The organism is Sphingomonas montana, assembly GCF_001956315.1.
In the GTDB taxonomy this organism is placed as follows: Bacteria; Pseudomonadota; Alphaproteobacteria; order Sphingomonadales; family Sphingomonadaceae; genus Sphingomonas_R; species Sphingomonas_R montana.
Map to the genome: position 1 here is coordinate 392,704 of NZ_KV887144.1, position 13,765 is coordinate 406,468.

General features: G+C 67.9%; 8 protein-coding genes. 2 read left to right on the forward strand and 6 right to left on the reverse strand.

Going from position 1 to position 13,765, the window contains the following annotated elements; translation table 11 throughout:
* Positions 1-10: 10 nt before the first annotated feature.
* Positions 11-3,445: a glycosyl hydrolase gene (locus BKY59_RS06400; RefSeq protein WP_165374801.1), complete on the reverse strand. Its 3,435-nt coding sequence runs from the start codon at positions 3,443-3,445 to the stop codon at positions 11-13.
* 84 nt (positions 3,446-3,529) lie between these two features.
* On the opposite strand from BKY59_RS06400, the gene BKY59_RS06405 reads away from it, so the two are divergent.
* Entirely contained in the window at positions 3,530-5,635 is a 2,106-nt protein-coding gene (locus tag BKY59_RS06405) for a beta-galactosidase (RefSeq protein WP_240499984.1), read from the forward strand.
* On the opposite strand, the gene BKY59_RS06410 is transcribed toward BKY59_RS06405, so the two are convergent.
* Positions 5,611-8,454 (reverse strand): family 78 glycoside hydrolase catalytic domain, encoded by a 2,844-nt coding sequence (locus BKY59_RS06410; protein WP_076069638.1) that lies wholly within the window; start codon positions 8,452-8,454, stop codon positions 5,611-5,613. The genes BKY59_RS06405 and BKY59_RS06410 overlap by 25 nt on opposite strands.
* 116 nt (positions 8,455-8,570) lie before the next feature.
* Positions 8,571-9,641: a glycoside hydrolase family protein gene (locus BKY59_RS06415; protein WP_083671916.1), complete on the reverse strand. Its 1,071-nt coding sequence runs from the start codon at positions 9,639-9,641 to the stop codon at positions 8,571-8,573.
* Between the two features lie 822 nt (positions 9,642-10,463).
* Here BKY59_RS06415 and BKY59_RS06420 point away from each other — a divergent pair.
* Entirely contained in the window at positions 10,464-11,084 is a 621-nt protein-coding gene (locus tag BKY59_RS06420; RefSeq protein ID WP_076069642.1) for a DUF3999 family protein, read from the forward strand.
* 713 nt (positions 11,085-11,797) lie between these two features.
* Here the strand turns inward: BKY59_RS06420 and BKY59_RS17620 are convergent.
* The 3 genes from BKY59_RS17620 to BKY59_RS06430 all read right to left on the reverse strand — a co-directional run bounded on the left by BKY59_RS17620 (position 11,798) and on the right by BKY59_RS06430 (position 13,290).
* Positions 11,798-11,974, reverse strand: coding sequence for a hypothetical protein (locus BKY59_RS17620; RefSeq protein ID WP_165374794.1), 177 nt, complete (start codon positions 11,972-11,974; stop codon positions 11,798-11,800).
* Positions 11,975-12,121: 147 nt separating this feature from the next.
* On the reverse strand, positions 12,122-12,418 hold the full coding sequence (locus BKY59_RS06425; RefSeq protein WP_076069645.1) for a putative quinol monooxygenase: 297 nt from the start codon (positions 12,416-12,418) through the stop codon (positions 12,122-12,124).
* Positions 12,419-12,489: 71 nt separating this feature from the next.
* Complete coding sequence (locus tag BKY59_RS06430; RefSeq protein WP_076069648.1) at positions 12,490-13,290, reverse strand: type 1 glutamine amidotransferase domain-containing protein; 801 nt, start codon at positions 13,288-13,290, stop codon at positions 12,490-12,492.
* Between the last annotated feature and the right edge of the window lie 475 nt (positions 13,291-13,765).

The window sequence follows — 13,765 nt, forward strand, 5'->3', positions numbered from 1 at the left end:
GCGGATCGCATCACAGCAGGACGGTGCGTTCGGTCAGGATCCGCACCGGGCCGAGCAGCCCGGCCGGATCGGGGGTTTCGCCCGCCGCGCCAGGCAACCATTCCTGCCCCTTGCGCAGCATCGGCACGACGAAGCTCTGCCGTTCGGCCGGCGGCTTGCCATGGTCCCCGATCAGGCGGTTGCGCCAGGTGTTGGCGACGCGGATCTCCAGCCGCACCCGTCGCCCGATGCCATCGGGCAGGGCCACGACGAACGGCGGCTTCCACGCCGTCGCGATCTCCCGTCCGTCGATCAGGACGGTGGCGAGGCTGGCGACATCCCCCAGATCGATCAGCAGCCGGTCGCCCGGCCCCGTCGTCGGCAGGACGATGCGCGTCGTATAGACGGCGACCCCCGAATAGAAACGGATGTCGGGATCGGGATGGTCGCTCCATGACGCGAGACGGTACAACCGGATCGTCTTCGGCGTCGCGATATGTTCGGCGAACCGGACGGTCCACGGACCGGGAACGACCTGCGCCGGCGGCAAGGTGACCGCGATCGGGCTGCTCGCATCGCCGCGGCGGGCGGTCCAGCGCCCGCTCGTCCGCACGACCGCGGCGACGCCGCCTGCCTGCCGCACGAAGCGCGGCGCGTCCGTCGTGGGCGTGACGGCAACCACCGGCCGCGCGTCCCGCGCAGGCGCGAACAGCAGGAACAGCGACCCGCGCGGATCGAGCGTCAGCGGCACGTCGATCCGCCCGTCCTGTGCCACCCAGCGGCCAAGCGGGACGATCGCGCCGCAGTCCGGATACCATGCCTCGGGCGCCAACCCCTTGCCGCGCAGCCCGACGACGATGTCCGCCGCCGCATCGCGCTGGTTGCTCAGGAACAGCATTTCCCAGCCGGGACCGCGCCGGTGGACCCACTCGATCCCCGCGGCCCCCGCCCCCATGATCATCACCGCGGGCGTCAGCCCGATCCGCGCCAGCAACGGCCCCAGGTCGCCGGGCGTGGACCAGCCTGCCGCCGATCGGCGGACCGCCGCATCGGCCGCGCTGCCGCCGGTCAGGCTCGGCGAGGCATCCGGTCGCCGGCCGTGAACGGTCGCCCCGGCGCGTACCAGTTCGGCCACCTTCGCCGTCAGTTCCGGCGTCATCCGCGCGTCGCCCGGCAAGAGCAGCATGCGGTACCGCGCGCCACCCGGCAGCACGATGGTGCCGTCCTCGACCCGCGCCAGCCGCAGCAGGGCATCGCGATTGATCGAATCATAGGCATGACCCGCCGGCAGTTCCGGGTGGACCCGACCGGGCAAAAGTGCCCGCGTCGGAATATCCTCGCCGATGAAGCAAGCGATATCGGCGGCGCGCACGCCCTGCTGCAAAAGCGTCTGGCAGCGGATCAGATAGTCGAACCACGCCCGCCCCGGCGTCCACCAGCTCTGCTGCGCGGCGAAATGCGATCCGATACCGTTCAACGTCATGCCCGGCGCGCGATCGGGCCAGGGCTGCTGCGACCAGACGTGCAGCATCAGCCGGTTCACCCCCTCGCAAAACACATGGTCGCCCAGCGCCTTCCAGACATAGGGATGTTCGCGCCACGTCATCCGGCCCTGCGTGAAGCTTTCCGCGCCCACCACCCGCTTGCCGTAGATCGCGGCGCCCGACACCGCATCGCGGATGTCGTTCGGCTTGTCGTTGCGCGGGGTATCGACCCAGAATTCGCCCATCGGCATGTCGACGTCGCGCGCATAGTCCAGCCCGTCCGCCAGGAATGTCGGGCTCGGCGGCTCCCCGCTGAACGTGCAGCCGCGGGCATGCGCGGCGTCGCGCACCACCGCGTAGAAATGCGCACCGGTCAGGTCGGCCACCGTCCGGCGCACGTCGAACAGGAAGCGTTCCGTCATGTCGGCGCTATCGACCGGCACGCCCGCCATCGCCGCGATCCAGCGCAGCGGATCATAGCCGCGCCGTTCGCGGAAGCCCGCGGCAAGAGTCGGCCCCCAATTCTGCGTCCCCGCCTCCCAGCTGTCGACATGCACCGTCTTCAGGATCCGGCCGGCGCGCGGACCGATCCGGTCGAGCGTCCGGCCGAACCAGCTGTCGAACTGGAGTTTAGCGGCAACCGGATTGAACCGGTCGCATTCCAGTCCTTCGCCCAGCCCCGCGGCGGCATTGGTCTTGCCGGTGGTTGTCATGCCGATCCGCAGGATGCGCCAGCGCCCGCGCGGGGCTTGCCAGCGCAGCCGGCCGTCCTGGTCCATCGCGGCGGCGACATCGACGATGGCGATCGCGGGCACGCACGCAGCCGCCGGCAGATCGGCCGCATCCATCCGGCGGCTCCGTCCCCACGCCGCGCCGGACTTGACCGGCAGATGGTGGACCTGCGGCGCCGCGGACAGGACGACGCTCGACAGCCGCAACGTCGTATCCTGCCCGAAATCGCTGTCCTCGGCATAGGTGAACGGCCCCTCCGGCCGGTGGACCAGCCGGAAGATCCGCGCGCGCGTTTCCGGCACGGCATGGGTCAGCGTGGTCAGGTCGGTCTGCCAGCCATGATCGGGGTAATCGAGCCGCCCGACCGGTCGGAACGTCGCCCCGTCGTCGCTCGCCTCGACCCACAGGCTGTTCGCCGCGCGATTGACGCCGGGGGCATAGCCGGTCGGCGACTTCGGCGTGCGGATCGTCACGCTGCGCAGCGTGAAGGGCCGATCGAACGTCATCGTGATCGTGACCGCGGTATCCGTCTCGATCGTCGCGCCGTCATGGTCGGGATCGAGCAGGCGGGCGGCATCGACCGGCGCACCGCTGACCTTGGCGGTTGCCCGGCGCGTGACGCTCGTCTCGTCCCACGCGGCCGGCCATGGCACGGCCAGCACCGCCACGTCGCGGTGATAGTCGCGCTTCACCGGGCCGCGGGGCAGCAGGATATCGGTCGTCCGCCCGCCATCGACGCGCACCTCGCCCCAGATCAGGTGCTGCATCGACAGGTCGGGCGTGATCCACGGCCCGCTCGCCGTCGCCCATCCGTCGCACATGTTCATCGCCAGCGTCATGCCGATCCGGTCGGCCTCCGCCGCGGCATGTTCCACCATCGCCCACCAGGTGTCGGTCAGCGCGTTGGCCGGCGGCACGACGAGCGGGGTCTTGCCGCTCTTGCCGATGCTGAACATCACCGCCGTGGAAATGCCGGCGTCCTTCATGGCCGTCAGGTCGGCCGTGATCCCGGCCTTCGTGACACTGCCGCCCATCCAGTACCAGTACACGCCGGGGCGCGCCTCGACCGGCGGGTCCGCAAGCGCGCGCGCCAAATCCGTCAACGTCGTCGCACCGGTCATGGCGGTGCGGGACGCGGCACCCGGCGGCCGCGCCGCGGCAAGCCCCCAATAGCCGCTTGCCGCCGGCACCAATGCCGCCCCGCCCCCGATCGCCGTCAAAAGCTCGCGTCGATCGATCTCGTGCGCCACGCGGGTCATCCTCTGTCTTTGCGTCTTGTTGCGCATGCTCTAACAAGACCATAAGACATATCATAATATAATTGGGAGAGAGCCGTGAAACTGTTGATTGCAACGGCCATGTCGGCATCGATCGCGCTCGGGACCGTCCCGGCGACCACCGCCGCGACCACCGCCGCGCCCGTTGCCCCGACTGTGGCCACGACGGCACAGGTCGGCCCCGGTTTCGCGTTCGGAACGGCATGGTATCCCGAACAATGGCCGGAGGCGCGCTGGGACGTCGACCTTGCTCTGATGAAGGCGGCCGGGTTCAATACCGTGCGCATCGCCGAATTCGCCTGGAGCCGGATGGAGCCGGCGGAAGGACAGTTCGATTTCGCGTGGCTAGACCGCGCGATCGCCGCGGCGACGAAGGCCGGCATGGTCGTCGTGCTCGGCACCCCGACCGCCGCGCCGCCGGCCTGGATGAGTCAGCGCTACCCCGACATCCTGCGCGTCGACGAGGAAGGCCGTCGCGCCGAACATGGCGGCCGCCGGCACTTCTCGTTCGCCAGCGCCCGGTATCGCGGTTTCGCAACACGCATCGCCACCGAAATGGCGCGGCGGTACGGCCGCGATCCGCGCGTGATCGGGTGGCAGATCGACAACGAGGTCGGACCGCCCTCCTTCGATAATGAGGCAAAAGTCCGCTGGGCCGCGTTCCTGCAACGCCGCTACGGGACGATCGCGGTGCTGAACGATCGCTGGTCCACGCAATATTGGAGCCAGCATTACGATACGTTCGATCAGGTGCCGCTCCGCCAGACGGGCCAGCAGAATCCGGGCCTGCTGCTGGATTTCAAGCATTTCCAGACGGACACCTGGGTCGACTACGTCCAGGCGCAAGCGGGGGCGATCCGCGCGGTGGCCGACAAACGTCAGTTCGTCACGACCAACACGATGTTCTGGAATGCCGGTTTCGATCATTTCGCCATGCACCGCGATCTCGATCTGGCCGCGTGGGACAACTATATCCCGGACGGCCGGCCCGACTGGGTGGCGAACGGTGCCAATCACGATCTCGTCCGCGGCTACAAGCAGCGCAATTTCTGGCTGATGGAAACGCAGCCGGCCCGCGTGGACTGGGTGCCGCTCAACCGTTCGCTCGACGCGGGCCAGACACGCGAACTGGCCTGGCAGGCGATCGGCCACGGGGCGGACGCCGTCCTGTACTGGGCCTGGCGCAGCGCGCTGAACGGTCAGGAACAATATCATGGCGCGCTGCTCGGCCCCGATGGCCAACCCTTCCCGATCTATGACGAGGTTCGGCGGTTGGGCGCGGACCTGTCCGCCGCCGCGCCTGCGCTGACCGGCACCGCGCCGGTGGCGAAGGTGGCGATGATCTATTCCTACGACAGCCGCTGGGCGATCGACCTCCAGCGCCACAGCCGTGATTTCGATCCGATCAAGCAGTTCGTCGCCTGGTATCGGCCGCTGCGGATCGCATCGCAGGGGGTGCATGTCCTGCCCGTCGATGCCGATCTCGCCGTCTATCCGCTCGTCGTGGCACCTGCGCTGAACGTGCTGACCCGGCCCGAGGCGGACCGGCTGACGGCCTATGTGCGCGGCGGCGGGCATCTGGTGCTCGGCCCGCGGTCGGGGATGAAGGACGATGCCAACGCGCTTTGGCCGCAACGCCAGCCGGGGCCGCTCGCCGGGTTGCTGGGCGCGACCGTCGATCAATATTATGCGCTGGACGCCGCCGTGCCGATCAATGGTACCTACGGCGATGCGACGGCGACGATCTGGGCCGAAACGCTGAAGCCGACCGCTCCGGACGTCGCGGTGATCGCCCGCTACGGCCCGTCCAACGGTTGGTTGGACGGGCGACCCGCGGCCGTGACCCGGCGGGTCGGCAAGGGCCGCATCACCTATGTCGGCGCCTGGCTCGATCCGGCGGCGATGACGCGGCTGGCCGACGGGCTGCTGAGGCAGGCGGCGGTCGCGCCCATTCTTCCCGGCGTCGGGCCGGATGTCGAGGTCGCGGAACGCCGCGGTGCCGGCCGGCGCCTGCTGGTGGTCATCAATCACGGCGTAGTGCCCGCCACCCTGCCGCTGCCCGTCGGCGCGCGTGCCATCGCCGGCGATCTGGCCGGTACGACGCTACCCGCGCACGGCATTGCCGTCGTCGCGCTGGATCAGGCGGGCGCGACGAAGCGGTAGCGACCCGGCGCGACGACCAGTTCCAGCCCGTCCGCCACCGTGCGGGCGGTCCGCACCCCGGCAGCGCGCGGCGCGGCGGATCGCCCTTCCATGACGCGGTCGGGCCGCGGCGTCGGCACCCGCACCACCCCGCCCGGCCCGGACGGAATCGTCACGTCGAGCCGCAGCACGCCGCCGGTGCGCCGCCAGGACGAAGCGACCGGGCCCAGGACGGAACGATAGGCGACCGCGACCGAGCGTACGTCGCCGACCGGTTCGGGCGCGACCCGGATCGCCTGCGCACCGTCCGCCGCGAAATCGATCCGCACCCCGCCCAGCCAGCCGTAGAGCCAGCCCTCGCCATGCCCGAGCATGAAATGGTTCAGTGACTTGGTCGGATTGGCATCCCACGCCTCCGCCAGCGCCGTCGCGCCCCGCGCGATCTGATAGCCGTAGCTCGGCCGGTCGGTCACCGACATCATGTCGAACAGCACGTCGTTCCGACCGTTTTCGGCCAGCGCCCGCACCACATAGTGGAAACCCACGTCGCCCGCGGTCACCGCATTGCCCGTCGCCCGCACCGCGGCGACCAGCGCGTCCAGCACGGCCGCCCGCCGCGCCGCCGGCACCAGCCCGATCGCCAGCGGCATCGCGCAGGCGGTCTGGCTGCCCGTATCGTAACGCTGCCGCCCGGCATCCCAAAAACGGCGGTCGAACGCAGCCGCCACCGCCGCTGCACGCCGCCGGTACAGCGCGACGTCCGACGCCGGCCGGCCGATCGTCGCGGCGATCCGCGCCATCGCGACCAATCCTTCATGGTAGACCGCGGTGCCGGTCAGCGCGCGACTGGTCAGCTGCGACGGTCCCGGATCCTTCGGGCCGATATCGTACCAGTCGCCCATGCCGAAATCGACGATCTCCCCCTGCGCACGCGTCGCGAGATAGTCGAGATACCGCACCGCCGCCGGGTATCCCGCATGCAGGATCGTCGCGTCGCCATAGGCGCGGAAGATCGCCCATGGGCTGAGGACCGCGGCGATCCCCCATTCGGGCGAGTTGCGCCAGATCGCGTCCGACCCGTCGCCATTGAGAAAGGCGACATATTCCGGCGCGATGCCCGGCACCATGCCGTCCGCCGCCTGCGCATCGGCGATATCGCGCGTCATCTTCTCGTACAGCGTTACCGCGTCGCGATTATACAGGATCGTCACGGCGTTCAGATATGTCTGTTCCAGCCAGCCCAGCTTTTCGCGGTGCGGGCAATCGGTCAGCACGCTGAACGCATTGCTGCGGACCGCTTGGTCGATCAGTTTGTGGGTTGCGACGAACAACCGGTCGCTGCTGTCGAAATCGCCGACCCGGTCCAGCCCGGCATGGATGAACTGTGCCGCCATCGCCGTCATGACCGGCAGCGTCCCGTCGTCGGCCGCGGTGCGATCGACCTGCACGTACCGCATCCCCTGATAGCTGAAGCGCGGGCAGAACCGCTCCGTGCCGCGCCCGGCCAGGATATAGTCGAAGAACACCGCGTTGCCCGGCTTCGCATTGTAGCTGCGCTGGCTTACCATACCATCGGCACCGAGGGTCTCGCCGGGCGAGAGGCGCACGCGCGCACCGGCGGCACCGCGTATCGCCACGTCTGCGCGCGCGGACATGTTGCGGCCGAAATCATAGACGTACACGCCCGGCTTCGGCTCGGTGACCGTGACCGGCGCGATCGTCTCCGCAACCCCGATCCCCGGCACCCCCTGCGCCTTCAGCACGCCCCCCGGCGATCCGACGACCAGCGCCGGGCGCCAGCCCGCACCGCCCGCGCCGGGCCGGTCCCAGCCGGGCTGTTCGCGCCGGCCATCGACATCCTCGCCGCCATAGATGGACGAGAAGAGGATCGGGCCGGGCGCGGTATCCCACGCGGCATCGCTCACGATCCGCTGCGCCGTGCCGTCCGCCGCCACGATGTCCAACCGCAGGAGCAATTTGGGTTGGCCGTAACTGTCGACGAACTTCGTGTAGCGGCCGACCCCGCGTTCGACATTGTACATGCCGTTGCCCAGCATCACGCCCAGCCGGTTGACGCCATCCCCCATCAGGTCGGTCACGTCGTGCGTCGTATAGAGGATGGTCCTGGCGTAGTCGGTCCAGCCGGGATCGAGCAGCGTCCGCGCGACCGGCGCGCCGTTGATGGTCAGCAGATGCTGCCCCAGCCCCACGATCGACACGATCGCGCGACGCGGACGGCCGCGCAGCGCGACGTCCCGGCGGAAGATCGGCAGTACCGCGGCATCGCCCGTCACCGCCGGCGACCGATCGAACCCGCGGACATGCGCGCCCCGCGCCCGGTCGGCACGCGCCGCGATCCATTCCGCGCCCCACGGGTCGTCCGGCAGCATCGCGGTGACGAAGCGTACGGGCGGCGATGCGGGACGGTCCACGCCGTTCTGGTCGCGCACCATCACCGTCCACCAGTAGGGCATGTGCGATCGCAGCGGCAACGCCCGGTCCGGCTGCATCGCCGGTCGCGACCCGGCCTGCCAGCCGCTGTCCCACACATCGCCTTCGCCGCGCGCCGCGCGTTCGGGGTTCGACGCCAGCCGGACGCGGGATGCCGTCTGGCACGCCCCGCGCATCGTGTCCGGCCCTTCGACCTGCCAGGTGAAACGTGGCCGTGCCGTATCGATCCCGGTCGGTGCGTCGCGCCACTCGGTCCGCAATCGCGTTGCGCGCACCCCGGAAGGGGCGGCGCTGACCGCATCGTCGAGCGGCAGCACGGCAACGCCTGCGACGCCGCCGATCGCCGCCATCGCGCCCCGCCTGCTGACCGCGCCATAGTCCCGCATCATACTCTCCCGCCCGGACCGACCCGGGCGGCAGAACCTGCCTCCGCCTCGACGGTTAGTCTATAATATTATTATTGACCCGATGTTGGGGCACTGGCCTCGGGCGCAGTTATCAGACGTCAGCTTCTCCAGGGCCGCGACCGCGCAAGGGCGATACCCCGCGTCTCGTTCGGATATTTGCCCGCAACCGCACAGTAGAAATGGTACAGCGCACCGTCGTGATAGATGACCGTGGGCTTGTGGGCATAGGTATCGTCCACGCTGCCCGGCCGGCCCGTATCGACCAGGATCTCCGGCACCTTGTCGAACTCCAGCGGGGTCGGCCCGATCGCCAGCAAGTCGCGCGCCTTGCGGTCGCTCGACAGGCCGAAATAGAACATCGCCCAGCGGCCGTCATGCTCGACCACCACCGGATCGCTGGCGAACCGATCGTCCCAACTGCCGGCCGGCCCGTTCTTCAGGATCGGGTTGCCCGGATGACGCGTCCAGTTCTTCAGGTCGCGCGATATCGCCACGCCGGTCTGTTCGTGCCAAGGGGTGCCCGTCGTCTTCGCGTTATAGTACATCAGGTACGTATCGCCGTGCTTGACGAGATACGGCTTGTACAGGCCGCCGCGTTCCCATGCTGCGCCGTCGGCCGGGTACAGGCAGGGGTCTTCGCGCCGCCAGTGGATCAGGTCGTCGCTCCACGCCAGGCCGATGACGGCGGGCCCTTCCTCATAGCCCGCACTTGGATAGGCATGCCAGGCGCAGACATAACGGCCATCGACCTTTATCAGCCGCCCGGGCGAAGTCAGTCCATTCTCGCGCAGGATCGAAGCCGATGCGATGTTGAAACGCGTCACCGGCGACGCCGGATCGCGCGGCAGGATCAGCGCGGTCCGCGTCCAGTTCAGCAGATCACGCGATTCCGCGAGGCCGGTCTGGTAGCCGGTGCCGTCCCATCCGACATAGCTCATGTAGAAACGCCCGTTCGCGCTGAAGACGAAGGGACAATCGACGGATCGTTCGTCGAACCGGCCTTTCGTGCCCGATGCGGCCAGCACCAGCCTGGGATATTTATACGGTGTGCGGAACGGCGCGACCGGGTCCCCCCGGCCAAACGCCGGCGCGGGCCCGGCCAGCGCCACGGCACCGGCGCACGCGCCAATGCCAAGAATCATATGGCGGCGGTCCATGCCGATCATCATGAGGATCCTCTCCCGTTAAAAAAAGCGGCCCCGGTGCCAGCACGCCGGCCCGGTATGCCCGCGCTCGGAAAGACTTCACCGGAACCTCGCGGACGATCCTGTCGATGCCGGTAGCGCCGGTCAACGCCGTGCCACGCGTATTTCTGGCCCAGCCAGTCACAGCATGGGATCACCCCCCTCTCCACGTCGGCGACACGTGACTGCCCCGCCCCGCTCGCCAGACGGCGCAAGACGTTCGCGGTCGACTGCCGCAAACCGCTTTACGAATGAGGATGCAAATGTAGGGCGAAAATTTCGCAACGAACCAGCAGGCCCTTGGCGGAGATGTCGTTTCGCTGCGGACGCGTCTCGCCAAGCGACGCGATTGCGGTTTGGTTCTGCGGTCTCGTTCAGACGGGTGCGTCAGTGAGCAAGACCTGCAACACGCCGTGACCTCGGAGCGTCGATCGCAAAAATGCGATGAGCGATTTGCGGGCGTGTCATGACGTGACCCCCGCTTCCTCCAGTTGGAGCTACGGTCTGGCGCCGAACATGGGGTTCTCGGTTTCTAATCCGGCCAAAGGGTGCATATCCGGAGCTCATGCCGCGGCGATATGACCGCTGCGGTCGCATACTCGACTGGCGTCACCTAGCTAAGCGATTGTGCGAGGACGGCTCTGGTTATCGAGCCTGATTAGATCACCTGTCGACCATCTATTCGGCGTGCTGCATGAACATCGAATTGGTGCGGCAGAACTGGGGAGCGTTGATGGTCTTAGGAATAGGCCAGCCTGTCCTGCCGCTCGGCAATGCGACGCTGCGCAGCCACTATCTGCGTGTCACATGGCGCGGGGCATCTCGGCTCCTTTCACCCGTTACAATCCGGGGCGCGACGCTTGTCACACGGGACGAAAGCACGACTATGGGTGTCGTGATCGGGGCGGCGGCACCGGCGCCGACCGACGCCCGCATCCTCGAATTCGCGCCGCCGTTCGCGGTCCCCCGTCCACCATCCGTGTCGTCCCGACGGGCGGGGAAAGGATCGTTCCGGTCCGGATCCTCGGCCGCACCGATCGCGAGCAGCCCTGGACAGTGCTGGCCGCAGGTACCGCGGCCCGCCGGGCCGTCGGACGTGCCACCGGCGACATCCCGCTCGGCGACCGGCCCTACCCCATGCTGCGGATCGAAGCCGACCCGCGCTCCACCGGTTTCTCGGCCGCCCCCGCGATCATATTCGGTCTGGCCCGGCGGGAGATCGTGTTCCTGGCGGTCGGCACGCCGCCGTACGTGTTGGCTGCCGGGCGGGCGGCCACAAGCCCCGCCTACCTGCCACTCGCCAGTCTGATGACGCAGGCCGAAGACGGCACGCTGGCCGTCGCCACGACCGGCGGTGCCGCGCAAAACGCCGTCGTCGCGCTGCATCCGATGGGTGACAGCGGCAGCGGACGGCATGCTTTGCTCTGAGGCCTCCTGATCGGCGCAACCGTCATTCTGGGTGGCATGGCGTGGTTGCCGTGGCGCCGTGACCATGGTGCCAGCTGAACTGTTTGCCGGCATCCGTACCCGCGTTGCAGTCCCCGGGGGGGTCGGCGTTGGTCCGCGTTCTACCGGGATTACGGTCAGCGAGCGGATTTTGGCCGGTCTGGCTGGTTCGCAGCCAGCAGCATATCGATTTCGTCGATCCTGAGGCGCTGAGGCGTGCCGCTCCCAAGCCCTTTCAGACGGCATTCGGCCCATAGCCGTTTACGCTCGGACTCAAGGACCCGCAAATTAACGTCTGCCAACTGTCATCTCCTCCGATTTGCCCAGCGAGAGCGGCGAACTGCCACGGTCCCGCCATTCTCGGCATCTCCCCGCGCTGGCCTTCGCAGCCGTTGGCCCCGGGATCAGATCCCGCTCGCCCTGCATTATCACGGCCCCGACAATGCATCCGGGCGGCCGCGCGGGAACGGTTTGCCAGTCGCCCGCCTTAGGTCGGTCTTCTGCTCCGTTCCGGACAGGTGAGGAGGACGCGGTCGATCCCTCGAACCCTGCCCCGAGAGAATGCCCTTCCCGAAGTGAACCGAAATGATCTGGACAGGCTGGCGACCGTGCCGCCGCTCGACAGGGGTTGCTCGCCAAGGAAGAACCTCCAGCCCGGTCCTGCAACGGCGGGAGCGGGCGTTGCCGGCATTGCCTCAGCGGACGTCCGGTTCGCCTGGCTGGTCCGGGTCCTGCGTCCCCTGTTCGGCCGCGCGCTTGTCCGATTTGGCCTGGGCCTTCTTCGCGGACTCGGCCAGCTTGGTCTTCTCGCGCTCGCGGCGTTCGAAATCATAATTGGGCTTGCGTGGTATGTCGTTTACTCCAGAACTCATGGCTTCCGCCCGCGCAGAACGCTCGGTCAAAGACCTCTGCGTTCGATTACACCGATCGGTCGTTCGCGCCTAGACCCGCGGCGACGGTAAAAAGCGGGGCCGGAGTGTTCCCGATAATCTCGGCGCTCCCAAGTCCGCGGATCGTCGTCAACCGGTCGATACGGGAGCAAGGACGTACGCCGTCCGCTCCGCAAGGTCGTTGATCGCGGCGAGATAGGCCTGGAAATGTGGCGTCGCGCGATGTGCGGCGACCGCGTCTGCATCGCGATAGAGTTCGTCCAGGAAGAAGCGGCCGGGTTCGCTGTGATCCTGCCAGAGATCGTAGCGCAGGTTGCCGGGCTCCGCCCGACTGGGGGCGAGCATGCCGTCGAGCAGGGTGCGCAGCCGGTCGGCGGCAGCGGGCCGCGCGGTGAGAAAAGCGACGACCTTCACAGGTTCGGTCATGGTGCGGTCCTTGTCCGGAAGCGGGATGAAGCGGGGCGCGTACTCGGCGCCCCGCCGGTCACGTTGCGTGCCTATGCCGCGGGAGAAGAGCGGTCGAGCGCTTCGACCAGAGCCTTGGCGAGCGCGTGGTCGGAAGCCGGGTTCTGGCCGGTGATCAACTCCCGGTCGACGACCACATTGGCGGCGAAGTCCGTAGGCGTGGTCGACACGTCACCGCCCGCCAGCCGGAGCGCCTTGGGCATGTCGAAGAAAAGCTCGCCCTTCAGCAGATTCTGCTCGGCGGCCGCCTCCTCGCTCGCCGAGAACACCGTCATCCGGTAGCCGGCATAGATCCAGTCTTTCGCGAGGCCGGCTGCCTTGGCGTCGTCGCCCTGGATCAGCGCGGCCCGGAATTCCGGCGCATCGTCGAGCGCGGCTGCCACGACGACAGGACCGTGACACAGCAACGCGGTCGGTTTCGCCGCCGTATGGAAATGGCGCAGGATCGTCCCGGTGTCGCGGTCCTGCATCAGGTCGACCGCCGGTGCGTGGCCGCCCGGCACGAAGACACCCGCATAGCCGTCGAGGCCGCCTTCGATCACCGCGCGGAGCGTATACACGTCGGTCATCGCGGGGTGTTCGGCAAAGAAGCGCTTGGCCCGATCATAAGCGTCCTGATCGCCGCCGAAATGATCCACCGTGTCGGAGACCGCGTCGATGTGCGGCTTCGTCCCATCGGGCGTGGCGAGTACGATGTCGTAGCCGGCATCGATCAGCGCCAGTGCGGGGACCGCTGTCTCGTTCAGGTATTGGCCGATCGTGGCGCTGCCGCCGCCGCGCAGTTCGATCTGCGTCGCGTTGGATCCGACGATGAGTATCTTTGCCTTGGTCATCTGAGCCTCCATGGGTCGCAGCATCCGCTGCCGATGAAAGGTAGGTGGACCCGGCCGATATATTCGAGAAGTTCATTTTTTTGATATCAGATATGCTCTTTACGATAGGTCTGCATGCGCTACGGCTGTAACCTGCAGTCGATCATCGCCCGCGCTCATCTGCCGGCGGCGGCCGGGTCCGTTGGCATATCGAAACGACGCTCGACCGCGGTGGTATCGTGTTGGTTCGGTTACCCCGGGGATCACGATCACTTCACTTTCATTCGCCGCGATATGCGATCCCACTATCTGCTGCATGACAGTAGTAGACTGCGCAGACTTGCGAAATCTCAGTATGGGACAGCCCCTTCGAACCAGCGGCACAGATTCGTCAGCGACTGGCGTTTTGCCCTCGAACTGGTCTGGATCGGGCGGCCGACTGAATGCAACGACCGAAAGTTGGGTGGGAACGTCGTCTATCGTCGTTCCACCAGAT